Raw genomic sequence first — 25,084 nt, 5'->3', positions numbered from 1 at the left:
GCGGCGGCCGACCTCATCGCGACCTGCCCGGCAGGAACTCCCGCATCTTGACCTTGGCGCCCTCCACCACCATGTGCCACGCCTCGGGGTCGCCCTTGAGCACCGCCTCGGCCGCGGACTTGACCTGCTCGAAGGTGGCGTGCGGCGGGATCGGCGGCACCTCGGGGTCGCAGCGCACGTCCAGCACGGCCGGCCGGTCGGCGTTGAGCGCCTCGTCCCAGGCCGCCCCGAGCTGGTCGGCGCTGTCCACGGCGATCCCGGTCAGGCCGAGGCTCCTGGCGAACTCGGCGTAGTTGACGTCGGGCAGCACCTGGGACTCCTCGAACTTCGGCGCCCCGCCCATGGCCCGCAGCTCCCAGGTCACCTGGTTGAGGTCGTTGTTGTGCAGCACGCACACCACGCAGCGCGGATCCGTCCACAGTGCCTGGTAGCGGGTCATGGTGATCAGCTCGGCCAGGCCGTTCATCTGCATGGCTCCGTCGCCGACCAGGGCCACCACCGGCCGGTTCGGGTGGGCGAACTTGGCACCGATCGCGTACGGCACGCCCGGCCCCATGGTGGCCAGGGTCCCGGACAGCGAGCCGCGCATCTGGCCGCGCATCTTCAGGTGACGCGCGTACCAGTTGGCCGCCGAACCCGAGTCGGCCGTGACGATGGCGTTGTCCGGGATGCGCGCGGACAGCTCCCACACGATCCGCATGGGGTTGACCGGGTTGGCCTCCACCATGGCCTGTTTCTCCATTGTGGACCACCAGGCGGCCACGTTGCTCTCGACGCGTTCCCGCCACGAGCGGTCGGTCTTGCGGTGCACCAGCGGCAGCAGCGCGCGCACCGTCGCCCCGGCGTCCCCGACCAGGTTCACCTCGGTGGGATAGCGCATGCCGATGAAGCTGCCGTCCACGTCGATCTGCACGCCCCGCGCCTTGCCGAACTCCGGGAGGAACTGGGAGTAGGGGAAGTTCGAGCCGATGATCAGCAGGGTGTCGCACCCCACCATCAGCTCCCAGCTGGGCCGGGTGCCCAGCAGCCCGATCGCACCGGTCACGTACGGCAGGTCGTCGGGCAGCACGTCCTTGCCCAGCAACGCCTTGGCCACGCCCGCACCGGTCAGCTCGGCCAGCTGCCTGACCTCGTCGGCCGCGCCCCTGGCGCCCTGCCCCACCAGGATGGCCACCCGGCTGCCCGCGTTGATCACGTCGGCCGCCCGCCGGATCTCCTCCTCGGCCGGCACGGACGTGGACCACGGGTGGCTCGGCGGGCTGGACGGCACGTGCTTGAACGTGTGCTGCGGCGGCTTGTAGGGCTCCTCCTGCAGGTCGTTGGGGATGATCAGCGCGGTGGGCGCGCGCCGGGCCTCGGCGGTGCGGATGGCCCGGTCCAGCGCGTTGGGCAGCTGCTCGGCCACGTCGACCTCGACCAGGTACTCGCTGGCCACGTCCTTGAACAGCGCCTTGAGGTCGACCTCCTGCTGGTAGCTGCCGCCGATGGCGGTGCGGGCGGTCTGACCGACGATGGCCACCACGGGCACGTGGTCGAGCTTGGCGTCGTAGAGCCCGTTGAGCAGGTGGATGGCGCCCGGCCCCGAGGTGGCCATGCACACGCCGACCCTGCCGCTGAACTTCGCGTAGCCGACCGCCTCGAACGCGGCCATCTCCTCGTGCCTGGCCTGCACGAACCTGGGCTTGTTGTGCGCCTTGCCGAACGCGGCCACCAGACCGTTGATGCCGTCCCCGGGATAGGCGAAGACCTGTTGCACCTGCCAGTCGCGCAGCCGCTGGAGAACGTAGTCGGCGACGGTTTCGGCCATGTTTTCCTCCCAGGTTCCTCGGGCACTCCAGTGACGGGCTACCCAGCGTCGGCGGCGCCGACACCTCACCACCGTCGGCGGCGCCGACCGCCTCGACACCTCACCAGCGCCGCGGGAGGCGGCATGGTCACTGCGTTCCCGGCACCCACCGGAGCCGGCCAGCTCGCCGGGCTGGCCGAGGCGCTGCGCGCGCGGGTGCGCGGCGAGGTCCGGTTCGACCGGGGCACGCTGGCCGCCTACGCGACCGACGCGTCGAACTACCGACGGGTGCCGCTCGGCGTGGTGCTGCCGGTCTCGGTGGACGACGCGCACCAGGCCGTGGCGGTGTGCCGGGAGCACGACGTGCCCGTGCTCTCCCGGGGCGGCGGGACCAGCCTGGCGGGCCAGTGCTGCAACACCGCGGTCGTGCTGGACTGGTCCAAGTACTGCCACCGGCTGGACTCGGTGGACGTGGCGGCCCGCACCGCCGTGGTCGAGCCGGGCATCGGCCTGGACGCGCTCAACGACCGGCTGGCCCGCCACGGGCTGATGGTGGGGCCAAGGCCGGCCAGCCACGCCAGCTGCACGCTGGGCGGGATGATCGGCAACAACTCCTGCGGCGCCACCGCGCAGGCCTACGGCAAGATGGTCGACTCGGTGCAGCGCCTGGAGGTGCTCACTTACGACGGGCTGCGCCTGTGGGTCGGTGCGACCGATGACGCGCACTACCAGCGGGTGCTGGCCGGGGGTGGCCGCGCGGCCGAGATGTACCAGCGGCTGCGGCGGCTGCGGGACCACCACCTGGCCGACATCCGGACCGGCTTCCCGGCCATCCCGCGCCGCGTGTCCGGCTACAACCTGGACGAACTGCTGCCCGAGCGGCACTTCCACCTCGCGCGTGCCCTGGTGGGCAGCGAGGGCACGCTGGTGACCGTGCTGCGGGCGGAGATCAGCCTGGTGCCTCGGCCGGCCGCCACCGCACTGGTGGTGCTGGGCTTTCCCGACGTGTTCCGGGCCGCCGACGCCGTGCCCGCGGTGCTGCCGCACCGGCCCGTGGCGGTGGAGGGACTGGACAGCCGGCTGCTGCGCCTGGGTGGCCAGCTGACCGCGCCGGTCGTCGGCGAGCTGCCCGAGGGCGGGGGCTGGCTGATGGTGGAGTTCGCCGGCGACTCACCGGACGAGGCGGCCCAGCGCGCGGCCCGGCTGTGCCGGGAACTGCGGCGCCTGCCCGCGCCGCCCGGTGCCGTCGTGCTGGACCCGGCGAGCCGGGATCGGCTGTGGCGGGCCAGGGAGACGGGCCTCGGCCTGACCGCCTACCCGCCCGAGGGCCCGGCCACCCACGAGGGGTGGGAGGACGCCGCGGTCGCGCCCGACCGGCTCGGCGCGTACCTGCGTGAGTTCGCCGCCCTGCTGGACGGCTACGGCTACGGCGCCACCGCGCTGTACGGCCACTTCGGCCAGGGGTGCGTGCACAGCCGCATCCCCTTCGACCTCGCCTCGGCGTCGGGCATCGCCACCTACCGGCGATTCGTCACCGAGAGCGCCGCGCTGGTGGTCGCCCACGGCGGGTCGCTGTCCGGTGAGCACGGCGACGGCCAGGCCCGGTCGGAGCTGCTGCCGCTGATGTTCCCCGACCGGATCATCCAGGCGTTCGGCGAGGTCAAGGCGGTGTTCGATCCGGATGACCGGATGAACCCCGGTAGGGTGGTGCGGCCGCGCCGGTTGGACGAGGACCTGCGGGAGGCGCCCGTTTCCCGGCCGTGGGAGCCCCGCACGTTCTTCGCCTACCGCCAGCACGGGCACCGCTTCGGCGCGGCCGCGGCGCGCTGCGTGGGCGTGGGCAGGTGCCGGGGGCACGGCAGCGGCGTGATGTGCCCGAGCTACCGGGTCACCGGTGAGGAGGAGCACTCCACCCGGGGCCGCGCCCGCCTGCTGGACGAGATGCTGCGCGGTGAGGTCATCACCGACGGGTGGCGGTCCACGGCCGTGCGCGACGCCCTGGACCTGTGCCTGGCCTGCAAGGGGTGCCGCAGCGACTGTCCGGTCACCGTGGACATGGCCACCTACAAGGCGGAGTTCCTGGCCCACCACTACGCCGGTCGGCTCCGGCCGCGCTCGCACTACTCGCTGGGCTGGGTGCCGGTGTGGGCCCGCCTGGCCGAGGCGGCCCCGAGGGCGGTCAACGCGCTCACCCACGCGCCCGGGCTGGCCCACCTGGTCAAGGCGGCCGCCGGCGTCGCCGCACAGCGCACCCTGCCCCGGTTCGCCACGCAGCCGTTCACCACCTGGTTCGGCGCCCAGGGCTGCCGGGACGTCCCGAGCGGACCGGGTCGGGCGGAGGTCGTGCTGTGGCCGGACACCTTCACCAACCACTTCCAACCCGAGGTGGGCCGGGCCGCGGTCGCGGTGCTGGCCGACGCCGGGTTCGCCGTCACCGTTCCCGGGCCGAGCGTCTGCTGTGGACTGACCTGGATCTCCACCGGCCAGCTGCGCGTGGCCCGCCAGGCCCTCCGGCGCGCGCTGCGGGTGCTGCGCCCCCAGTTGCGCCGCGGGGTCCCGGTCGTGGTGCTGGAGCCGAGCTGCGCGGCGGTGTTCCGCGCCGACCTGCCGGAGCTGCTGCCCGACGACGCGGACGCCGACCGGCTGGCCCGGCAGACCCGCACCCTGGCCGAGGTGCTGCGGGAGCGCGCCCCGGACTGGCGGCCCGCACCGCTGAACCGGCACGCCATCGCCCAGCCGCACTGCCACCAGCACGCCGTGCTCGGTTTCCAGGCCGACGTGGCCCTGCTCACCGCGTGCGGGGTGGCCGTGGACGTGCTCGACGCGGGCTGCTGCGGGCTGGCCGGCAACTTCGGGTTCGAGCAGGGCCACTACGAGGTGTCCATGGCGTGCGCCGAGGATCGGCTGCTGCCCCGGCTGCGCCAGGCGGACCAGCACGACCTGGTGCTGGCCGACGGCTTCAGCTGCCGCACCCAGATCGAGCACGCCGGCATCGGCCGGACACCGCTGCACCTGGCGCAGGTGCTCGCCGCCGCGCTGGCTGGACAGCGCTGAACCCGGCCCCGGCCACTGTGGACGGTGTGCCCGCCGGGTGGAACAGCCGAGAACGCCCCCGGCTCCACCGCGGTGCCGCTCGGCGGTGGAGCCGGGGGCGAGGGCCGGAGGGCCGCTGCCCGCTTCCGGTCAGTGGGCGTGCACGGAGCGGCGCTGGTCCGCGTGCACTCCCTCGGCGATCTCCTCGACCATCTTGGCGCAGAAGGCGTCGAGGTCGTCGGGTTTGCGGCTGGTCACCAGCCCCTTGTCGGTGACGACTTCCCGGTCCACCCAGTTGGCGCCGGCGTTGCGCAGATCCGTCCGCAGGCTCGGCCACGAGGTCAGGGTGCGGTCCCGGACCACGTCCGCCTCGACCAGCGTCCACGGCGCGTGGCAGATCGCGGCCACCGGCTTGCCCGCCTTGAAGAAGCTCCTGGCGAACTCCACCGCCTGGGGATCGGTGCGCAGGAAGTCGGGGTTAGCCACCCCACCCGGCAGCACCAGGGCGTCGTAGGAGTCGGGGTCGGCCTGGCCGACCGTGGCGTCCACGCGGCGCTGGTCGCCCTTGTCGAGGTGGTTGAACGCCTGGATGGTGCCCTCCTTGAGGGACACCAGCTCGGGCTGGCCGCCGGCCTCCCGCACGGCCTGCCAGGGCCGGTCGAGTTCGACCTGCTCGACTCCGTCGGCCGCGAGGAACGCGACGCGCTTGCCGTCAATGCGTCCTGCCATTGCTCCTCTCCATCCTCTCCTCGGACATCCGCCCGTTGGTTGTCCGGCAGCCCCCCGGTTCAAACCTCGGCCCGACCGACCACCACGACACCGGCCCGACGGGCGGCGGTCAGACCGCGGCGACCTGGCCGGCGCACAGTCGCTCCAGGTCGGCCACGGCGGCCTGGATCGGCGGCAGCGCGAGCATCTGCCGCTGGGCCTGGCGCGCCCGTGCCGTGACCGAGGCGTCCGCCAGCAGCCGGGTGCAGGTGCGTGCGATCTCCTCGGCGCTGGCCTCGGCCACGCGGGCGCCCAACCCGAGTTCCTGCACCCGGTCGGCGTTGTGCGGCTGGTCACCGAACTGCGGCAGCACCGCCATGGGCACGCCAGCGCCCACGGATTCGCGGACGCTGTTGTAGCCGCCGTGGGTCAGGAACAACTGCGCGCACTGCAACAGCAGGGGCTGCGGGAACCGGTCCACCAGCCGGACGTTGTCCCCGACCAGCTCCTCGGGCACGGGGAAGCCCGCGGTGGCCACCACGGCCGTGCAGTCCACAGCGGACAGTCCGGCGACGATCGCGGCCATGGTCCGCTCGGTGTTGAAAAGGCCGGCCAACTGGGGTGGCAGCTGATCAACGCCGAGGTTGAGGCTCTGGACCAGGGGCAGGGCGGTGCCGATGGCCGCGATCACCAGTGGGCGGTCGGCCGGCAGTTCGGCCAGCCACTCGGGCAGCACCTCATCCCGCGCCACCGTGGCCGGCTGGCGGTAGGCGAACGGCTCCGGGTGCGGGTCCACGGCGAAGGAGAAGCGCGGCGGCATGCAGTCGATCCGGCCGTACCGGTAGATCGAGTACGGGTCGTCGCTGGTCGGCAGCCCCACCTCGGCCCGGCGCTCGTTGAGCGCCGGCAGCACGAGCGCGGGGTCGACGGCGTTCCCCATTCCCGACGGCACCGACAGGTGCGGAATCCCGAGTGTCTCGGCGACCAGGGAGACGGCCAGTTCACCGCCGTCCCGCAGCACCAGATCCGGGCCGAACTCCTGCGCGAGCGGCAGTAACAACCGGTAGTTCTCGGTGACCTGGGGGCCGGCCACCATCATCACGGCCATCTGCCTCATGTCGAAGCTGGCGGGATCGAAATCCGGTGGCACGGGACTACCGCCCTGCTCCATCCGGTGCCGCAGCTGTTCCACCATGTCGGGAATGACGCTGCGCACCCGCACGGGTTCGTTCGCGAAAACCGACTCCAACGCCGAGGGCGCGGCCACCAGAACCTCGTGTCCCGCCTCGGCGAGGGCCCGGGCCAGTGGAAGCATCGCCCTGGCGTGCGAGGGCGATCCCGTGACGCTGCACAAAACACGCACAGTCAAGAACCTTTCATTCCGGATCGATGTGACGGCTGCTCGTGATCTTCCCGCCACGCTGCGGGCGGACGGTGGGAGTGGTCGGCGGTCGGCCTGGTCGCGCCCGGCACCGGCCGCCCCGGCCACGGTGGTGGTTCAGGCGGGCACCCGCACCGACGACGCCGGCACGACCGGCTGGTTACCCAGGCCGTGCCAGGACAGGCCGGCACGGGACAGCACGTCCGGGTCGAGGTGGTTGCGCGTGTCGACCACGACGCGCCCGGCCAGCAGGTTGGCCATCCTGCCCCAGTCCAGCGCGCGGAACTCGGGCCACTCGGTGAGCAGCACCAGGCCGGCGGCGCCCTCCGCCACCGCGTACGGCTCGTCGAGCAGGCGCACGACCTCGGTGAGTTCCGCCTGGTGCACGGACAGCGCCGGGTCGTAGGCGACCAGTTCGGCGCCCTGTTCGCGCAGCAGGGTGGCGACGGCGAGCGCGGGTGAGTCGCGCAGGTCGTTGGTGCCGGCCTTGAAGGTCAGGCCCAGCAGGCCGAGCCGCACACCCCGCAGCGAGCCGTGCGGCCCGACGCAGGCGTGCGCGATCTTGTCCACCATGCGTTCCCGCTGGCGCGCGTTGCTGTCGGTGGTCGCGCGCAGCAGGGTGAAGTCGAAGCCAACCGACTCGGCGACCTGCAACAGCGCCTGGGTGTCCTTGGGCAGGCAGGACCCGCCCCAGCCGGGTCCCGGTTGCAGGAACGCCTGGCCGATCCGGCGGTCGTAGCCCATCCCCTCGGTGACGTCACCGATGTTCGCCCCGACCCGCTCGCACAGCTCGGCCATGGCGTTGACGTAGGACAGCTTGGTGGCCAGGAAGCAGTTGGCCGCGTACTTGACCAGTTCGGCGCTGGCCGCGTCGGTGAGCACGGTCGGCGCGCCCAGCCGGGCGTAGAGCGCGGCGACCCGTTCGGCGGCGGCCGGGGACTGGGCGCCGACCACGATCCGGTCCGGGTTGAGGAAGTCGTGCACGGCCGAGCCCTCCCGGAGGAACTCGGGGTTGCTCACCACGGACACGTCCGGCCGGCCGATCAGCTCCGCCACGCGCTCGGCCGTGCCCACCGGCACGGTGGACTTGTTGACCAGCACGCATCCCGGGGGCAGGAGGTCGCGCACCTCTTCGACGACCGACTCCACCGCGGCCAGGTCGGCCGCCCCGCCCTCGCCCATCGGGGTCGGCACGCACAGGAACACCACGTCCGCGTCGCGGACCGCGTTGGCGGCGCCGAGCACGAACCCCAGCCGGCCGGCGGCAAGGCCCTCGCGGACCAGTTCCGCGAGGCCGGGTTCGAGAATTCGCACCTCGCCCCGGGAGAGCTGCTCCACCTTTCTGGCATCCACGTCCGCGCACAGCACGCGGTGCCCCAGTGAGGACAGGCAGGCGCCCGTGGTCAACCCGACGTATCCGGTGCCGATCACGGCGATGTCATACCGGTACACGCGGTCACCCCGTTCCTTTCGATTTGTCCATCAGCCCAACAACCACACCGGCTTCGAGAATGTCCGCGACCGCGACCGGAAAACGCGACGGAAATCCGGCAGCCGCCCCGCCGAGAACACACCCGATTCCGGGTCGTGCAGATCAAGGAGAAACGTTCAGCGCATCGGCGCGGCTGTCGTCGGCACTGACCGCCTGCCCCGACCGCTGCCACTCCGGTCCCGACGGCCGGTGGAACACGTGCGGTGGCCGTGGAGACAGCGACGACGTCAAGGTGAGACCCTTCCCGTCCGCGTGACCTGCCAGGTTGCCCCAGGCCAGGCGGTGCGGTCGGATGAAGTCAACGGTGGATTACTTATCCGACGGTAGCGAGTTGCGGAGAGTCAAGTCAACACAGGATTACTTAGGCGGTGATCGGGTTGAACCCCCTGGATCGAAGCAAGCCCACGACTGGATGTCCTGCCCACGACGCGGCGCCCACACCGGCCGAACCGGCCGTGACCAGCGCGCCACGCCGCAAACGTGACGCCGCCGCGACCCGGTCAGCGCTGCTGGCCGCCGCGACACTGCGGTTCGCGCAAGATGGTTATGATCACACCAGCGTTCGGGACATCGCTGCCGACGTCGGGGTGAACCAGGCACTGGTCTACCGCTACTTCGGTTCCAAGGACGCACTGTTCGAGGAAGTCGCCGCCCACTCGGCAGGCATCGCCAGCTTCCTGTCCGCACCGCTGGACGCCGTCGCCGACCGCATGCTGCGACACCTCTTCCAGAACGAGCGCCGCCCGGACGGCAGCGCCCTGCTGGCCATGCTCCAGTCCGCCAGCCACGACGAGACCCGCCAGCGGCTGCGCGAGCTGATCCGCCAGGACTTCACCGACACGTTCGCCACCCGGCTCGCCGGCCCCGAACCGGAACTGCGCGCGGAGCTGCTGGCCGCCTGGCTGATCGGGATCGGGTTCCTGCGCTCGGTCGTCGGCACGCCCGCGCTCTGCTCGGCCACGGCCGAACAGGCCGACCGATGCGTCCGGCGGGTAACCGCGGCCCTGCTGTACGACCACGACTGACCCCGGTCGACGCCGACGCCCCGGACGCCCGCCCGCCCGGCGGGCCCGGCCCAGCACCGACACCGGTCACGTCAGCGGGAATCGCCGATCGAGTTCATCACCGCGAACCGCAGGGGAAGCGACCGGCGAAACGCTTCCCCGCCTCGACGCGCACGGAACTCACGCAGCCCGGACAACAAATTCAGTCGCACCCTGAATTGCGCCGAACGGCGGGCCCACCGTCCGACGGCCACGACTATTCTGCGAATTGTTCATCCGGACGGCGGTGCCGCACACCTGCCGAGCACCGCCTCTTTCCGTTGGACCAATGAGCACTGCACTCGGTTCTCCTGTTCGGATCCGCTTTTCCGGACTTTCCCGACACCTCGTGGAGCAACTCGATGCGTCGAAGACTTGTGGTTCACGTCGCCAGCACCGCGCTGTTCGCCGCCACGGTGCTGGCCGCCGGCCTGCCCGCGACCGCCGCTCCGGCCGCGACCGAGTCCGCCCCGGCCGCCACCGCGCCCAGGAGCACCACCCCCACGATCACCGCCGCCCTGGCCGGTGCCATGCAGCGCGACCTGGGCCTGACCCGGGCCCAGGTGGACCAGCGGCTGGCCCAGGAGGCCGCCGCGACCCAGGCGGAGCACATCGCCGAGCAGGCCCTGGGCGCCGGCTACGCCGGTTCCTGGTTCGACGCGGCCAGCGGACGGCTGGTCGTCCACACGACCGGGACGGCCAGCACGGCCAAGGCCGGCGGGCTGCGCGGGGTCGACGTGGAGATCAGGACCGCCGAGCACAGCCTGGCCGAGTTGACCGGCGTGAAGAACGCGATCGACGCGCTGGCCGGCCGGGCCGCGCCGGCCGGGGTGAACGGCTGGTACGTGGACGTGCCGAGCAACAGCGTGGTGCTCTCGGTCAACCCCACCAAGGCCGATGCCGCCACCACCGACTTCGTCGCCAGGGCGGTCGCGCTGTCCGGCGGCAGCGCGCGGGTGACCGAGTCCGCCGACTCGCCCCGCACCTACGCCGACATCGTCGGCGCCTACCCGTACTTCATCAACAACTCCTCCCGGTGCTCGATCGGGTTCGCCGTGTCCACCGGGTTCGTCTCGGCCGGGCACTGCGGCGCGGTCGGGGACAGCGCCACCGACGTCGAGGACGCGGCACTGGGCACGTTCGCGGGCTCGGTGTTCCCCGGCGCCGGCGACTACTCCTACGTGCGGGCCGCGGCCGGCGCCAGCCCGTACGGCTACGTCTACGGCTACGACGGGTACTACTACTACGTCTACGGCTCGGCCGAGGCGGTGGTGGGCGCGTCCATCTGCCGCTCCGGCGCCACCACCGGCATGTGGTGCGGCACGGTGCAGGCCAAGGACCAGACGGTCAACTACGCCCAGGGGGCGGTCACCGGACTGACCCAGACGAACGTGTGCGCGGAACCGGGTGACTCCGGGGGCTCCTGGATCAGCGCCAACCAGGCTCAGGGCGTGACCTCTGGCGGCTCGGGCAACTGCACCTCCGGTGGGACCACCTTCTTCCAGCCGGTCAACGAGATCCTCTCCGCCTACGGCCTCACCCTGCTGACCACCGGCTGATCCGCACGGCGGGCGATTGCCGCCGGCCCCGCGACGACAACTACCCTCCACTGTGGTCGATTCCAGCCACAGTGGAGGGTGCGACATGGACACACCGCGACTCGGGCCGGCGCACCAGGCGCTGACCGCCCTGGTCGGTCGTTGGGCCGGCGAGGAGGAACTGGCCGCCTCACCGTGGGCGGCGGCGACCACCGCCACCGCCGAGGTCAGCTACCGCGTCGGGCTGAACGGGTTCGCCGTGATCCAGGAGTACCAGCAGCGCCGCTCCGACGGGGGCGGCCTGGTCGGCCACGGGGTGTTCACCGTCGACCCGACCACCGGCGACACGCTCTGGTACGGCTTCGACAGCTACGGCTACCCGCCGGACGCGCCGGCCAGGGGCGGCTGGCAGGAGGACAGCCTGATCCTCACCAAGACCACCCCACGCGGCGTGGCCAAGCACGTGTTCACCCTGTCCGACGACCACCTGCGCCACCACATCGACATCCGCATGGGCGATTCCGCCGAGTTCGTCCCGTTCATGCGGGCCAGCTACGGCCGCGTGGGCTGAACCCCACCGCTGGCGCGGCCGAGAACCGGCGGGTTTCCCTCCGGCGACGCTGGGTAGCCCAGGGCAGGCAATGCCAGGCGGGCCGGTGTCCGGGCGCGGCGCCGTCGGTCGCGGCAGCGGCGCCGGCCCCGGAGAGGAGGGCTGCGGAATGGCCGAGACCGTGGACGACGTCGACGAGCTGTGGGACGAGTTCCACCGGGTGGTGAACATGTCCTCGCACGAACTGGAGGACTGGCTGCGGACCCAGTCGGCCGCCCCGGACACCGAGGCGTTCCCCGACGAGGCCGGCAGCCCCACCGGCCAGCAGGTGCTGCACATCCTCGGCAAGCGCAAGACCGACCTCAACCCGGGCGACCTGCACGTGATGCGCAAGGTCGTCGACCGGGTGCGCGCGGAGCGGCGGGACGACCTCGAACCCACCGCCGGCCAGGCCCACTGGCGGCACCGGCTGATGTCGCTGGGCCACGACCCGTTGAAGGCACCGCGCTGAGTGGGAGACCGAGAGGAGTGCTGTCGTGTCGGTACTACCCGAGGACCGCGAGGGCATCCTGACCAAACGCGCCTTCGCCCACGTGGCCACGATCGGCCCGAACGGCGAACCCCAGTCGAGTCCGGTGTGGATCGACTGGGACGGCGAGTTCCTCAAGTTCAGCCAGACGACCGGTCGGCAGAAGTACCGCAACCTCAAGCGGGACAACAGGATCGCCATCTCCGTGCACGACCCGGACGAGCCGCACCGCTACCTGGAGGTGCGGGGCCGGGTTGACCGGATCGAGGACGACGCCGACAACGCGTTCATCAACAAGATGACCAAGAAGTACCTCAACGAGGACGTGTACCCCTGGGCCCAGCCGGGCGAACACCGGGTCGTCGTCCACGTGCGACCGGAGCACACCAGCAAGCAGTGAGCGGGAGCGGTCCGGTGCCGGTGTCCGCCTCGGGCACCGGCACCCCCACCCGCCTCGCGGATCACCTGCCCCGGGGATCGCCGCTGCTGCCGCGCTCGTCCTCCTGCATGGTGGCGGCCAGCACCTCGGAGGGTGCCGCCGGGCCCATCCGCTCCCGCCGTCCCCACCCCACGTGCGACTCCACCCGCATCTGCTCGGCCATGTGCGGGTAGTGCAGCTCGAACGCCGGCCGCTCGGAGCGGATCCGGGGCAGCTCGGTGAAGTTGTGCCTCGGCGGCGGACAGGACGTGGCCCACTCCAGCGAGTTGCCCGCCCCCCAGGGATCGTCCACACCGGCCAGCTCACCGAACCGGTAGCTGCGCACGACGTTCCAGATGAACGGCAGCGTGGACGCGCCCAGCACGTACGAGCCGACCGTGGAGATGGTGTTCAGCGCGGTGAACCCGTCGGTGGGCAGGTAGTCGACGTAGCGCCGGGGCATCCCCTCGTTGCCCAGCCAGTGCTGCACCAGGAACGTGCCGTGGAAGCCCAGGAACGTCAGCCAGAAGTGCAGCTTGCCCAGTGGCTCGTCCATCATCCGGCCGGTGATCTTGGGAAACCAGAAGTAGATCCCGGAGAACGTGGCGAACACGATCGTGCCGAACAGCACGTAGTGGAAGTGCGCCACCACGAAGTAGGTGTCGGTGACGTGGAAGTCCAGCGGCGGTGAGGCGAGCAGGATCCCGGTCAGCCCGCCGAGCAGGAAGGTGACCAGGAAGCCCAGCGCCCACAGCATGGGCGTCTCGAACGTCAACTGCCCCTTCCACATCGTGCCGATCCAGTTGAAGAACTTGATGCCGGTGGGCACCGCGATGAGGAAGGTCATGAACGAGAAGAACGGCAGCAGCACCGCGCCGGTGGCGAACATGTGGTGCGCCCACACCGTCATCGACAACCCGGCGATCGCGATCGTCGCGTAGATCAGTCCTTTGTAGCCGAACAGCGGCTTGCGGCTGAACACCGGGAAGACCTCGGAGACGATCCCGAAGTAGGGCAGCGCCACGATGTAGACCTCGGGGTGGCCGAAGAACCAGAACAGGTGCTGCCACAGGATGGTGCCGCCGTTGGCCGGGTCGAACACGTGCGCGCCGAGGTTGCGGTCCGCGGCCAGGCCCATCAGCGCGGCGGTGAACAGCGGGAACACCAGAATCACCAGGATGCTGGTGACCAGGATGTTCCACGTGAAGATCGGCATGCGGAACATGGTCATCCCCGGGGCGCGCAGGCACACCACCGTGGTGATCATGTTGACCGCGCCGAGGATCGTGCCGAGACCGCTGATCACCAGCCCCATCACCCACAGGTTGGCACCCGGTCCCGGCGAGAACCGGCCGTCCGAGAGCGGGGTGTAGGCGAACCAGCCGAAGTCGGCCGCGCCGCCCGGGGTGAGGAACCCGGAGAGCACGATCAGCCCGCCGAACAGGTACAGCCAGTAGGCGAACGCGTTCAGCCGGGGGAACGCCACGTCGGGCGAGCCGATCTGCAGCGGCAGCACGAAGTTGGCGAAGCCGAACACGTTGGGCGTGGCGTAGAGCAGCAGCATGATCGCGCCGTGCATGGTGAACAGCTGGTTGTACTGCTCGTTGGACAGGAACTGCAGTCCCGGTCTGGCCAGCTCGGTGCGCATCAGCAGCGCCATGGCCCCGCCGACGACGAAGAACCCGAACGAGGTCGTCAGGTAGAGGATGCCGATCTGCTTGTGGTCGGTGGTGTGCAGCAGCCGCAACAGCCGCGCGCCCTTGGGTTGCCGGTGCATCGAGGTGGCGCGCAACTCGACGGGCGTCCGGGTGAGCGTCACGGTTTCCTCCACATCACCACCGGTGAGCACCGGCCCCGCGGGCGCGCGGGCGCCGGATCGGCTACAGCCTGACCCAGCACGGCCGTTCCCGCAGCGGGAGAACCCGATCGAGTGAAGCCGGGTCGGCGGGCGCGAGGAAACGGACCACAGTGGACTCCCACAGTGGACGCACTGTGCCGAACGCGCCAGCGCCCTCGGCGCGACGGCGGGTGCCCGTGGGCGGCCTGCCCGGAAAGGGGCGTGGACCTTGCGAGCGAACGAACGCCCTGGGGATCACCTCGGCGACCACCGGCTGCTGGTGTTCCACCGCCGCGCCGCGACCACCACAGGTGTGCTGGTTGTCGCCCTTGGGCTGGCGCTGACCTGCGGGGACGTCATGCGGCTCAGCGAGGCACCGGCCGGCCGCTGGCTGCCGGCGCTGCCCGTGCTGGTGGCGGGACTGGTGTTGTTGGCCTCGGCGCAGGTCGGCGGCACGTGGGCGTCCACCGCGCTGGGTCTGGTCGGCCTGGGGTCCGTGGTCGCCGGTGTGCTGCGCATCGTGCTGCTCGACCAGACCCCGGGCAACGCCGCCGCACTGGTGTCGCCGCTGACGGTCGCCGCCTGCGGCACCGTGCTGCTCGGGCTGGGCACCTACGGCCGGATCAGCGGGTGTCTGCCGGCGGACAGCCCCTACCGCCGCTCCCCCGACCCCACCGGCGGCGCCGACTGGCCGGGCCGGCTCGCCGCCCCGGCACCCGGGCTCAGCCTGGACGAGTTGGCCGAGGCGGAACAGGCCATGGCCGAGGGCCACCCCACCCTGGACCAGGAACACCTGCTGCTCCTGCACAGCCCGGCCGCCTGCCGGGCGCGCCGCGTGCTCGACGCCCGCCGCCGGCGGTTTGCGACCCGGGGTGGCGGCGGCCAGCACGCCCGTCGCCGCGCCAACCGGCGCCGCCGGCGTTTGCCACCCCGCTGACGGGGGAACCGCAGTCAGGGCAGTCAGCGGAAAGGGGTAGCCAGGTGATCGAGGTCAGTCGCGTGGTCCAGGCTCCGCCGAACCAGGTCTTCGCCGTGCTCGCCGACGGCTGGTCCTACGCCGGGTGGGTGGTGGGCGCCTCCCACATCCGGGAGGTGGACGCCGAGTGGCCCACCCTGGGCTCGCGCATCCACCACAGCATCGGCCCCTGGCCGCTGCAGGTGCGGGACGTGACCGTGGTCCGCGGCGTGGAACCGGGGCGCTGCCTGGAGTTGCAGGCGGGCATGTGGCCGTTCGGCGCGGCCCGGGTGGTGCTCACCCTGGAGCCGGTGGGCACCAACACCACCCGGGTGGTCATGGGTGAGGAGTTCGTGCACGCACCAGCCCGGCTGCTGCCCCGGGTGGTGCAGGAGGTGCTGCTGCGGCCCCGCAACACCGAGGCGCTCGCGCGCCTGGCCAGCCTGGCCGTGCGCAAGCAGTCCCCCGCCTGACGCCCGCGCCCGGTCAGGCCGTCAGGCCGCGCCGCCGCGCCCGGTCAGGAGCAGACCGGATCAGGAGTAGATCAGGCGGTGCGCGGCCCGGACGGCCGCGGCGTACGCCGCCCCGCCCAGTCCGGCCCTGGCCAGTGCGGCCCTGGCGGCGTTGGCCCCGCAGGCCCCGTGCACCCCGCCTCCGGGGTGCGCTGACGCGCTGGCCAGGAACAACCGGTCCACCGGGGTGTCCGCGCGGCCCAGCCCCGGAACCGGGCGCAGCACCAGCTGCTGGTGGATCGCGGCGGTGCCCGCGTTGATCGCACCCTCCACCAGGCTCCGGTTGTGCCCCTCCAGGTCGGCCGGCCCCTGCACGCTGCGGGCCAGCACGCGGTCGGTGAAGCCGGGCGCGTGCCGCTGGATCACCTGTTCCAGCCGGTCGGCGGCGCGGCGCAGGTCGTCGCCGCTCCAGCGGATGCCCCGGGGGACGTGGGTGTAGGCCCACACCACCTCGGTGCCCTCGGGCGAGCGGGACGGGTCGCTGGTGGTCATCTGCCCCAGGATGACGAACGGGTCGCGGGGCACGGTCTTGTTGGTCAGCTCGGCGCTGAACGTGCTCAGCCCGTCCAGGTCGGTGCCCAGGTGCACCACGGCCGAGCGGCCGACCCGCTCGTCCAGCCAGGGAATGGGCGTGGACAGCGCCCAGTCCACCTTGATGGTCGAGTTGTCCCACTGGAACCCGTCCAGGTCGGCGAGCAGCCGCGCCGGCAGGTGGTGGGCGGCCACCAGCTCCCGGTACAGGGCCGGGGCCGGCACGTCGGCCAGCACCGCGTGCCTGGCCCGCACCGGTTGCCCGGCCGCGTCCCGCACGCCGAGCGCCCGCCCGCCGGCCACCAGCACCTCGCTGACCCGCCGGCCGCACTCCACCCGGCCGCCGCGCGCGGTGAGCCGGCGCAGCAACGCGCCGGTGATCTGGTCCGCGCCGCCCTCGGGCACGGGAAAGCCGACGTCCTGGGCGAGCATGGCCAGCAGCCAGCCGAACGCGGCACTGCCCGCGACATCCGGACCGAGATCGGTGTGCAGCGCGTTGCCCGCGTACAGCAGGCGTGCGCCCGCCCCGGCGAAGCGCTCCTCCCCCAGCCGCCGCACCGACAGGGTGAGCCGGCGCACCAGGCGCAGCGCGTCGGCCGTGCCCACCCGGCGCAGCAGCCGAGCCCCGGCGCGCACCGGCGGGAACGGACGCAGCAGGGCGTCCAGCAGGTCGGTGCGCAGCCGCTGCCAGTCGGCCACCTCGGCCTGCCAGGCAGCCGCGTCAGCCGGGGCGAAGGCGGCCACCGACTCGGCGGTGCGCTCGGCGTCCGGCCACACCACGGCGACCCGCTGGTCGGGCAGCACGTGCGCCAGCACCGCGGGCGCGCGCCGCCAGCGCAGCCCGTAGTCGCCCAGGTCGAGTTCGGCGAACACGGGTGAGGCCACGCCGAGCGGGTAGAACGCGCTGCACAGGTCGCTGCGGAAACCCGGCGCGGTGATCTCGGCGCTGGCCACCGAGCCGCCGGGGACGTCCGCCGCCTCCAGCACCAGCACGTCCCAGCCGGCGTCGGCCAGGACGTTGGCCGCGACCAGGCCGTTCTGCCCGGCCCCGACCACCACGGCGTCAACGGTCTCGACGCTCAACTCATCCCCCTTGATCGGCTGTCCCGCCCACTCTCGCACGAGCTGGCACCGGCCGCCGGGCTGGTGGTCAGCGCTGGGACTGGTGGCTGGGCCGACCGAGGCGCATCCCGCGGACCCGCTCGGTCAGGCCGGTGTGGTCGAGCGGGGCCAACGCCCCGGTGGCGGTGCCCGCGCCCCTGGCCATGCCCGCGACCAGGTCGGCCAGGGCGCGCACCGCGTCGTGGCGGGGCCGCCAGTCCAGCACCTCGCGCGCCCGCGAGGTGGTGACCAGACACGCCCGGTCGGCCAGGGCCAGCCAGCCCGGGTGGGCCGGTTGCACGCCGACCCGCCAGCTCGGCCAGGCCAGTGCCGCCCACACCGCACGGGGCAGCGGCACCGGGAACCCGCCGAGCAGCCGGGCGAGCTGGTCCGCGCCGAGCACCGGCTCCGCGGCCAGGTTGAACTGCCCGGCCACCCGATTGGCCACGATCAGCCGCAACGCCTCGGCGACGTCGTCGGCGTGCACGATCTGCGCGCGCAGCCCCGGCCACACCGGCACGGGCAGCCACGACCGCCCCACCAGGCCGGGCGGCACCAGCGGGCTGAGCGTCCACCGCAGGATCTGACCGCCGGCGTCGTGCTGCACCACCGCGGCCGGCCGGATCCTGGCCAGCCGCACGCGAGGGTGGGCCAGGGCGAAGCCGTCCAGCAGCTGCTCCAGCTCGGCCTTGCCCCGGCTGTAGGCGCTGTCCGGGATACCGCCCAGCGGCCAGTTCTCGTCCACCCGCTGCCAGCGGTTGCCCGGCGTGTACGCGGCGACCGAGGACGCGCACACCACGTGCGGCACCCCGGCCAGGGCAGCGGCGTGCAGCACCTGGCGGGTGCCGCGGATGTTGGTCCGGCGCATGGGCGGATCACCGCGGCGCGGCTGGATCGCCCAGGCCAGGTGCACCACCGCGGCCGCGTCGGCGAACACCGCGCGCAGCCGGTCCTCGGCATCGGGCGCCCCGAGTTCGCAGCTCACCCAGGACACTCCGGCGTGCTCGCCGGTGTCCGCGGTGGGGGTGCGCCTGGCCAGGCCGACGACCTGCCACGGCAGCGCCCGGGCCAGCCGGACGAACGCGGTTCCGATGCTGCCGGTGGCTCCGGTCACCACGACCTTCATCTGGTCGACTCCTCTCGGCGGACAGGCGGAGGTTCCACCACCCGGAACCGGATCGACCACAGTGGACGGACCAGCACCCGGCGCGCTCAGCCGGTCAGGTCAACCCGTGCTGGACGAGGCGGGCAGGGGTGGCCGGGGCGGGGTCCTGGTTCAGCCGCTCCTGCGGTCCAGCGGCCCCCACTCCGCCGCGCCCCGCTCGTCGGCGACCACCCGCTCGCACTCGCGCAGCGCTGACTCGGCGACCCAGGCGACGGGCCGGTGGCAGACCACCAGCGGCTCGTTGTCCGGGCCGCGGGCGACTTCCTCACCGGCCAGCACCCACGGCGCCACCCCGGGCCCGCGCAACTCGCGGAGGTGCCGGTAGTCGTGCAGCCGGCGGGCCACCCACAGCCGGACTGGCCGGTCGCCCCACCACGGCTCGACCTGCAGCGGGTTGGCCGACAGTCCGGGCAGGGGGATGCCGGTGAGACCGTCCCGACTGGACTGTTCACCGCCGTGCGCGGCCAGGTCCACGTCCGGTCCCTTGGACCAGCGCAGGTACAGGGCCTCGTCGGTGCCGGCCGTGGAGACCAGGTCGGCCAGTTCGTCCAGGGTGCCGATGGTGTCGAGGTCGTACCCGCCCCGCTCGGGGGGCTCATCCGTCCCGCGCATTCAGTGCCCCATTGCCCGGCGCAGCAGTTCCCGAACCCGCTCCACCAGCGCCAGCGGGGTGGCGACCAGCACGTTGCCGGTCGGGCGGGCCGGCCCCAGGTGCGGCCGGGTGGGGGCGGCGGCCTCGGCGGCCCGCACCACCCCGGCCATCCGCCGCAGCTTCTCCTCGTCGCACTGCGCGCGCAGCCTGGGGAACTCCTCCTGCTCCTCGTGCCTGGAGTGGGCCAGCACGTCCTCGCGCAACTGGATCAGCAGGCTGTCAAAGCCCTCGGCATCCGGCCCCAGTTCGGTGAGGGTGCCCAACAGCTTCTTGGCCCGGACCTCCTCGCCGACGCGGGCGTCCACAATGGCCGCGCCGCCGGCCGCCCGCCTGGCCACCGGGTGCACGACCTCCTCCTCGGCGGTCTCGTGCACCACGAGCAGCCGTACCAGCTGGCGGAACGTCTCGGCGCGCTGCGCACCGGTGGCCGTGTCCAACTCCCTGAACAGGGCGCGCAACTCCTGGTGCTGTCTGGTCAGCAGGGCGATGACGTCCTCTTCGGACTCCGTGGAGTGCCTGTCGGTCATGGTGATTCCCCTGGTCTGCTCGGATACCCCTGTGCGGTTACCCGAGCAGACCAGGGGTTAACCAGTTCCCGTCCCGACCGGCAGGCGGACGGGGGTGCGGCCGGCGCGGACCGGGTTCTGGCTGTCCTGGTTGTGCGGTGGTGATCGGCCGGCTCAGCGGTTGACGCCGGTCACCTGACCGCTGCCACCGTCGAAGACCACGTCGGAGCAGCCGTAGAAGGTCTCCTTGCTGTCCGAGCGCTTCCACACCGAGTAGATGATGTGCTGGCCGCTCTTGTTGCTGGGCAGCTTGCCGGTCCAGGTGTACTGGGCGCTCTCGCTGCCGACCGAGCCGCTCAGCGGCGGGTGGTCGGCGCTGAGGAAGGGCTGGTCCTCAAGGTCGTTCCAGGTCAGGGTCTTGCTGGGGTTGAACCCGTCCTTGGTGACGTACATGTAGAACCAGCCGGGGTGGGCCGCCCAGGCGTTGTAGGACCAGTTGAAGGTGGCGCCCGCGGTCAGGTGGGTGAGCGGCCAGTCGGTGCGGGGCTGGTCGAAACCGGTGAAGGTCGAGTTGCCACCGCTGCACAACTGTCCATCCGGGATGAAGCCGCGGGTGCGGCCGTCACCGTCCGAACGCAACACGCTGAACCAGTTGTAGAAGGCGTTGTCGCCGCCCTTGGCCTGCGCGGCACCACAGGCCGGGTTGATCGGAATGATGTTGCCGTACTGCGAGCGCCCGTCCTTCCAGCACAGGTAGGTGCGGCTGCCCGGCTTCATCATCGCGCCGTGCGCGGAGGCGGGGCTCACGTTGAGCAGGAGCATGAACAGGGCCGACAGGACGGCAGTCCCGGTGAAAGCGATACTCCGTCGTATCCTCACGGTACTTCCCTTCGATCAACTACGGCCCGCCGTCGGGTCGGTGACGGCAGGCCACCACCGCGCCCGTGCAGTAACCAGCTGTCGTAGTCGTCAGACACCAGCGTTGATCGTTTCGGCTCGTGGTACCGGCCGGGCGGCCAGCACACCGGCGGTCGCGGCATCGCCTCCTTCCCGCGCGTCGCCGCGCGGCTCGGCAGGCCGACACCGACCGCGTTGGGAGCGCTCCCAGAAGTGACCCTCCCGACTGTAACGCGGTTCGCCCCCGGTGTGAATAGCCCGGGAAGTCGGCTCACCGGAATGCCGGCCGCCCCGGGGCCAGAACCGGCCGCGCCAACTCCCACCAGGCGCGCGGACCACCAGCCCGCCGCCGCACAGGCCCGGCCGGTCAGCGCCCCCGGCTCAGTCCTTCACCCACACCCCGCCGGCCATCACGTCCCGCACCCGCAGGTCCTCGTCCAGCACCACCAGGTCGGCCGCCAGCCCGGCCCGCAGCGCCCCCACGCGGTCGGCCACCCCGAGCACGGCCGCGGGCCGGGCGGCGGTGGCGGTCACCGCCTCGGGCACGCTCAGGCCGCAGTGGCGCACCAGGTTGCGGAAGGCCACGTCCATGGTCAGCGAGCTGCCGGCCAGCGCGTCGCTGCCGGCCAGCGTGGGCACCCCGTTGGTCACGGTGACCTCCAGCCCGCCGATGTCGTAGGTGCCGTCACCGGCCCCGGCCGCCGCGATCGCGTCGGTGATCAGCACCACCCGCCCGGCGCCGGCGTGCTGTGCGGCCAGCCGGACCACGGTCGGGTGCAGGTGCACCAGGTCGCAGATGAGTTCCACGGTGACCCGCTCGTCGTCGAGCAGCGAGCCCACCGGCCCCGGCTCGCGGTGGTGCAGCGGGCGCATGCCGTTGAACAGGTGGGTGGCCACGGTCGCGCCCGCGTCCACCGCCGGCCGGACCTGCGCCTCGGTGGCGTCGGTGTGCCCGACCGCCGCCACCACCCCGTTGTCCACCAGCTGGCGCACCGCGGCCACCGCGCCGTCCAGTTCCGGTGCCAGCGTCACCATGCGCACCGCACCGCGCCCGGCCGCGAGCAACCGGGCCACCGACTCGGTGTCCGGCGGGCACAGAATGGCGGGATCGTGCGCGCCGCACCGGGCGGCCGACAGGAACGGCCCCTCCAGGTGCACCCCGGCGACCAGGCCCTCCTCGGTCAGTTCGGCCAGCGCCGCGATCTGCTCGGCCAGCTCGGCCACCGGCCGGGACACCAGGCTGGCCACGATCGTGGTGGTGCCGCGCCTGCGGTGGGCGGCCACGGCCGTGCGCACCGAGTCCACGTGGGTGTTGGTGAACGCGGCACCGCCCCCGCCGTGGCAGTGGATGTCGACGAACCCGGGCACCACCCAGGCGCCGGCCACGTCCACGACCGCGCCCTCGGGCGGCTGGCCGGCACCCACGTCCTGGATCAACCCGTCCCGCACCCGCACCCAGCCGGATTCCAGGACACCGTCGGGCGTCACCACCCGCGCCCCGGTCAACGTCGTCTCCACCCGTCCGCCCGTCGTCATGTCGTCTCCACCACGTCCCGGCCAGCGACCTCACTGCCTGGCTCTGATCCCTGCCATTGGTCTACACCACGTCAGCGGCGACGTGAAACCCGCCATCGGGTAGTTCCCCTGCCAAGACAGTACTGTCCACGCAGCTCAGAGCTGTATCACGAGTTGTTGTTATCGAATCTTGAGACACATGAGATCATGGTAAGAAATTCACCAGACGGGACGCGCCCCGGCGCGCCGCCCGGGCGCCGGGGGACTCCCGCCCTTCGTCCACACTGGAACGAACCGGTCACCGGACCGGGTTCCAGCCGTCCGACCCGGCGAGGTAGTCGCGCGCCAGGTAGCTGGCGGCCTGGCCGCTGCTCAGCTGGGGCCGGTTGCTGTTGACCGTGGCACCCGGCCCGGTGTTCTGGTACTCGCTGAACCGGGCGTCCTTCCAGGAGAACCCGCTCATGTCGGTCCACGGCTGACTGGTCCTGATGTGCGCGCCCAGCGTGGAGTTGCGGATCAGCACCTGCGCCACCGCGTTCACGTCACCGCTCGGGTGCCACGGCCGGCCCAGGTACACCGTGCCGGCCGCGGCGTTGCTGGTGAACGTGGAGTTCACGAACAGCAACCCGTACGGGTTGTTGGTGTAGGTGCTGGCCGCCGTGATGTAGCCGTTGTTGGACGTGCTCCCCCGGCTCAGCGAGTGGATCTGGCTGTTGTCGAACACGGCCGTGCCCGAGCCGTAGATGAAGTCGACGTCACCCTCCACGTAGCAGCGGTAGAAGTACTGCCGCATCACCTTGCCACTGCTCCCCGTCCAGGTCAGCAGCGTGTCCTGGTTGCCGAGGAAGCGGACGTTGGTGTAGGTCTGCCGGTCGCCGTTGGCGTACAGCGCCAGCGCCTGGGACGCACCGTTGGCCGCCTCGTCGTAGGCGTTGCGGATGGTCAGGTCCCGCACGGCCGTGTCGGGCGCGGCGATCAACACCGTGGCACTGCCGTCCGTGCCGTACTGGCTGGCCGGCCGACTCTCGGAGAGCACCACGTCCGAGGCGGTGCCGGTGGCACCGGCGAAGGTGATGTGGGGCTTGTTCGCCGGCACCCGCACCAGCCCGGTGTAGGTCCCCTTCTTGATCGAGATCGTCACCGCCGCGGTGTTGTTGCTCGGCACCGAATCCACGGCGGCCTGCACCGTCCGGTAGTTGCCGCTGCCGTCCGCCGCCACCACGATGGTGGCCGCCACCGAGGGCGGCGCCGCCACCGCACTGCCAGCTGTCGGAACCAGCGCGGCCACGGCGGCAGCCGCCGCCACCCACCACGGGCGCTGCCTGGTCACTGTCGGGGTCATCATCGACCTTCCCTTCCACGTCAACGCGCGACCACTCGAATCGGGCGTCTGGCGCGCGCCCAGGACAGGAAAGTTCGTTCCACCACCACCACCACCACCGACCGCCGCCGGCGGCACCGCGCAGCGGACGGGACGGTAAGCGCTATCCCACTGTAGCCATCAGCACAACGGCTGTGGCACCCCGCGTTCCACCGGCGCGAGTCGCCTGGCCGAGCGACTCACTTCTCCCACACCACCGCCCTGGTCCGGATGTTCTCGCCGAGGCCGAGCACCTCAAGCCGGAACACCCGGCCCTCCGGCGTCGTACCGCACACCAGGCTCCCCGTGACCAGTCCGTCCACCGCTCCCGAGCCGCGTGCGGCCGTCTCGGCCGCGCACTGCTCCTTGCCCGGCACCGAGTCGGACTGCTGCCACTCGGCGAGCGCGAAACCACCTTCGCTGTAGAGCCAGTCGTCACCCAGCCGCGTGATGCTCTTGCCCGCCACCGGACGTGGTTCCCGGAAGTCGAGGTTGAGCCTGCCGAAGGTCACCTCGCCGGCGAGACGTACCCCCGGCTCACCCTCGGCGGGTGTGACCTGTCCTGACTGCGCCGCCTGACCACTCGCCGCGGTCACCCCGCCGGCCGAGTTGGTGACCGTCTCCGTCACGGTGGCGGTCACCGTGGCCGTGGTGGTGGTCCCCGTCTGGTCGGACGTGCTGGACCTACCGGCGAAGAACGTGCCAACGGCCAGGATCAGTCCGGTGACCGCGGTGATCCAGAAGTGTCCGTGCTCAAGAATTCGCCCCTTGCCGCCCTCGGCCCGGTTGTTCGCCACGCCCAGCTCCTCCGCCCGCGATCCTGCCGGATTGGCAAGGGTATGTCCTGGCGCGCCAACTTGTGGGCGTTTCCGGCATGATCCCCCTCGCTCTGTCCGGGCCAACGTGTGGGGTCGGGCAACGGGAACGCCAACTGGAACGGGAGGGGATCACCGCAACGTCTTCAGCGTCTCCACAGCGAACTCCGCGCCCTTCTTGGCATTGGCGCACAACTGGTCCAGGGTCATCGCTCCTGCCGTGATGAGGGTGAACTGCACGTCGAGGCTCTGTCCCTCGGCGACGTCCACCACCACGTTGCAGGCCAGGTCGTGGTCACCGGGCAACCGGGTCTCCACCGCGCCGAACTCCCCCACCCGCACAACCTTCACCACGACGTTGTACTTCCCCGTCAGCCACGTGTCCGCTCCCTGCTGCGGCACGGGTATGACGGAGTAGCCGTAGCCGGCCGCACCGAAAACGCGGTTGTAGTCGCACGCGTAGTTGCCCAGCCGGTCGGGCTCATCAGCCAGGCTCGGCTGCCGGTCCGTGCCGAGTTCCCGCTGCTGGTCCGGGGTCAACAAGGCACAGGGGTCGACGCCGTCGACCCTCAACTCCCGGGGTCGTGCCGGCAGGCCCTGTTCCCCGTTGCCGCCGCCCGGCGGGTTGGCCGAGGACGAGGTTGTCGCCGGCGCGGGCGTTGGCGAGCCCACCACAACCGACGTGCAGGAGACGAGAACAATCCCGGCGAGCGCACCGGCTGCCGCACCCACCACGACACGTTGACGACCGGACATGGAG

Annotated in this window: 22 protein-coding genes; 8 read left to right on the top strand and 14 right to left on the bottom strand. The window is 72.0% G+C overall.

Going from position 1 to position 25,084, the window contains the following annotated elements; genetic code table 11:
- Positions 1-13: 13 nt before the first annotated feature.
- The gene (locus LX83_RS04920; protein WP_253767498.1) at positions 14-1,807 is read right to left on the bottom strand and encodes a thiamine pyrophosphate-requiring protein; all 1,794 of its coding nucleotides are present in this window, start codon (positions 1,805-1,807) and stop codon (positions 14-16) included.
- Positions 1,808-1,930: 123 nt separating this feature from the next.
- Between LX83_RS04920 and LX83_RS04915 the strand changes: the two genes are divergently transcribed.
- Positions 1,931-4,840, top strand: coding sequence for an FAD-binding and (Fe-S)-binding domain-containing protein (locus LX83_RS04915; protein WP_253767496.1), 2,910 nt, complete (start codon positions 1,931-1,933; stop codon positions 4,838-4,840).
- A 129-nt stretch (positions 4,841-4,969) separates the two neighbouring features.
- On the opposite strand, the gene LX83_RS04910 is transcribed toward LX83_RS04915, so the two are convergent.
- The 3 genes from LX83_RS04910 to LX83_RS04900 all read right to left on the bottom strand — a co-directional run bounded on the left by LX83_RS04910 (position 4,970) and on the right by LX83_RS04900 (position 8,360).
- Positions 4,970-5,548 (bottom strand): type 1 glutamine amidotransferase domain-containing protein, encoded by a 579-nt coding sequence (locus tag LX83_RS04910; RefSeq protein WP_253767494.1) that lies wholly within the window; start codon positions 5,546-5,548, stop codon positions 4,970-4,972.
- A gap of 109 nt (positions 5,549-5,657) precedes the next feature.
- The gene (locus tag LX83_RS04905) at positions 5,658-6,842 is read right to left on the bottom strand and encodes a glycosyltransferase (protein ID WP_253767492.1); all 1,185 of its coding nucleotides are present in this window, start codon (positions 6,840-6,842) and stop codon (positions 5,658-5,660) included.
- Between the two features lie 183 nt (positions 6,843-7,025).
- Entirely contained in the window at positions 7,026-8,360 is a 1,335-nt protein-coding gene (locus tag LX83_RS04900) for a UDP-glucose dehydrogenase family protein (RefSeq protein ID WP_253767490.1), read from the bottom strand.
- A 495-nt stretch (positions 8,361-8,855) separates the two neighbouring features.
- On the opposite strand from LX83_RS04900, the gene LX83_RS04895 reads away from it, so the two are divergent.
- The 5 genes from LX83_RS04895 (at position 8,856) to LX83_RS04875 (ending at position 12,460) form a co-directional block, all read left to right on the top strand.
- Positions 8,856-9,425 (top strand): TetR/AcrR family transcriptional regulator, encoded by a 570-nt coding sequence (locus LX83_RS04895; protein WP_253767488.1) that lies wholly within the window; start codon positions 8,856-8,858, stop codon positions 9,423-9,425.
- A gap of 380 nt (positions 9,426-9,805) precedes the next feature.
- On the top strand, positions 9,806-11,002 hold the full coding sequence (locus LX83_RS04890) for a S1 family peptidase (RefSeq protein WP_253767486.1): 1,197 nt from the start codon (positions 9,806-9,808) through the stop codon (positions 11,000-11,002).
- Between the two features lie 85 nt (positions 11,003-11,087).
- Positions 11,088-11,552: a DUF1579 family protein gene (locus tag LX83_RS04885; RefSeq protein WP_253767484.1), complete on the top strand. Its 465-nt coding sequence runs from the start codon at positions 11,088-11,090 to the stop codon at positions 11,550-11,552.
- Positions 11,553-11,700: 148 nt separating this feature from the next.
- The gene (locus LX83_RS04880) at positions 11,701-12,042 is read left to right on the top strand and encodes a DUF3140 domain-containing protein (protein ID WP_253767482.1); all 342 of its coding nucleotides are present in this window, start codon (positions 11,701-11,703) and stop codon (positions 12,040-12,042) included.
- A 25-nt stretch (positions 12,043-12,067) separates the two neighbouring features.
- Positions 12,068-12,460 carry a PPOX class F420-dependent oxidoreductase gene (locus LX83_RS04875; protein ID WP_253767480.1) on the top strand — a complete coding sequence of 131 codons (393 nt, stop codon included), beginning with the start codon at positions 12,068-12,070 and terminating at the stop codon, positions 12,458-12,460.
- A 61-nt stretch (positions 12,461-12,521) separates the two neighbouring features.
- Here LX83_RS04875 and ctaD read toward each other — a convergent pair whose 3' ends face one another.
- Positions 12,522-14,255 carry an aa3-type cytochrome oxidase subunit I gene (gene ctaD, locus LX83_RS04870; RefSeq protein WP_253767915.1) on the bottom strand — a complete coding sequence of 578 codons (1,734 nt, stop codon included), beginning with the start codon at positions 14,253-14,255 and terminating at the stop codon, positions 12,522-12,524.
- 289 nt (positions 14,256-14,544) lie between these two features.
- On the opposite strand from ctaD, the gene LX83_RS04865 reads away from it, so the two are divergent.
- Positions 14,545-15,252 (top strand): hypothetical protein, encoded by a 708-nt coding sequence (locus tag LX83_RS04865; protein WP_253767478.1) that lies wholly within the window; start codon positions 14,545-14,547, stop codon positions 15,250-15,252.
- Between the two features lie 44 nt (positions 15,253-15,296).
- The gene (locus LX83_RS04860) at positions 15,297-15,743 is read left to right on the top strand and encodes an SRPBCC family protein (RefSeq protein ID WP_253767476.1); all 447 of its coding nucleotides are present in this window, start codon (positions 15,297-15,299) and stop codon (positions 15,741-15,743) included.
- Between the two features lie 60 nt (positions 15,744-15,803).
- Here LX83_RS04860 and LX83_RS04855 read toward each other — a convergent pair whose 3' ends face one another.
- The 9 genes from LX83_RS04855 to LX83_RS04815 all read right to left on the bottom strand — a co-directional run bounded on the left by LX83_RS04855 (position 15,804) and on the right by LX83_RS04815 (position 25,056).
- On the bottom strand, positions 15,804-17,396 hold the full coding sequence (locus LX83_RS04855) for a phytoene desaturase family protein (RefSeq protein WP_253767475.1): 1,593 nt from the start codon (positions 17,394-17,396) through the stop codon (positions 15,804-15,806).
- Between the two features lie 67 nt (positions 17,397-17,463).
- The gene (locus tag LX83_RS04850; RefSeq protein ID WP_253767473.1) at positions 17,464-18,540 is read right to left on the bottom strand and encodes an NAD-dependent epimerase/dehydratase family protein; all 1,077 of its coding nucleotides are present in this window, start codon (positions 18,538-18,540) and stop codon (positions 17,464-17,466) included.
- Between the two features lie 150 nt (positions 18,541-18,690).
- Positions 18,691-19,191, bottom strand: coding sequence for a DUF6098 family protein (locus LX83_RS04845; protein WP_253767470.1), 501 nt, complete (start codon positions 19,189-19,191; stop codon positions 18,691-18,693).
- Positions 19,192-19,758, bottom strand: coding sequence for a hemerythrin domain-containing protein (locus tag LX83_RS04840; protein ID WP_253767468.1), 567 nt, complete (start codon positions 19,756-19,758; stop codon positions 19,192-19,194).
- A gap of 153 nt (positions 19,759-19,911) precedes the next feature.
- On the bottom strand, positions 19,912-20,544 hold the full coding sequence (locus LX83_RS04835) for a lytic polysaccharide monooxygenase auxiliary activity family 9 protein (protein WP_253767466.1): 633 nt from the start codon (positions 20,542-20,544) through the stop codon (positions 19,912-19,914).
- A 471-nt stretch (positions 20,545-21,015) separates the two neighbouring features.
- Positions 21,016-22,170: an N-acetylglucosamine-6-phosphate deacetylase gene (gene nagA / locus LX83_RS04830; protein ID WP_253767464.1), complete on the bottom strand. Its 1,155-nt coding sequence runs from the start codon at positions 22,168-22,170 to the stop codon at positions 21,016-21,018.
- A 277-nt stretch (positions 22,171-22,447) separates the two neighbouring features.
- A complete protein-coding gene (locus LX83_RS04825; protein WP_253767462.1) occupies positions 22,448-23,491 on the bottom strand; it encodes a pectinesterase family protein in 1,044 nt (347 codons plus the stop codon).
- A 218-nt stretch (positions 23,492-23,709) separates the two neighbouring features.
- Positions 23,710-24,306, bottom strand: coding sequence for a hypothetical protein (locus LX83_RS04820; protein WP_253767460.1), 597 nt, complete (start codon positions 24,304-24,306; stop codon positions 23,710-23,712).
- Positions 24,307-24,456: 150 nt separating this feature from the next.
- Positions 24,457-25,056, bottom strand: coding sequence for a DUF3558 domain-containing protein (locus LX83_RS04815; protein ID WP_253767458.1), 600 nt, complete (start codon positions 25,054-25,056; stop codon positions 24,457-24,459).
- Positions 25,057-25,084 lie beyond the last annotated feature (28 nt).

It is taken from the genome of Goodfellowiella coeruleoviolacea, assembly GCF_024171785.1.
Classification (GTDB): domain Bacteria; phylum Actinomycetota; class Actinomycetes; order Mycobacteriales; family Pseudonocardiaceae; genus Goodfellowiella; species Goodfellowiella coeruleoviolacea.
The sequence above is the reverse complement of the archived record's forward strand: the minus strand, read 5'-3'. Positions and strand labels throughout refer to the sequence as shown.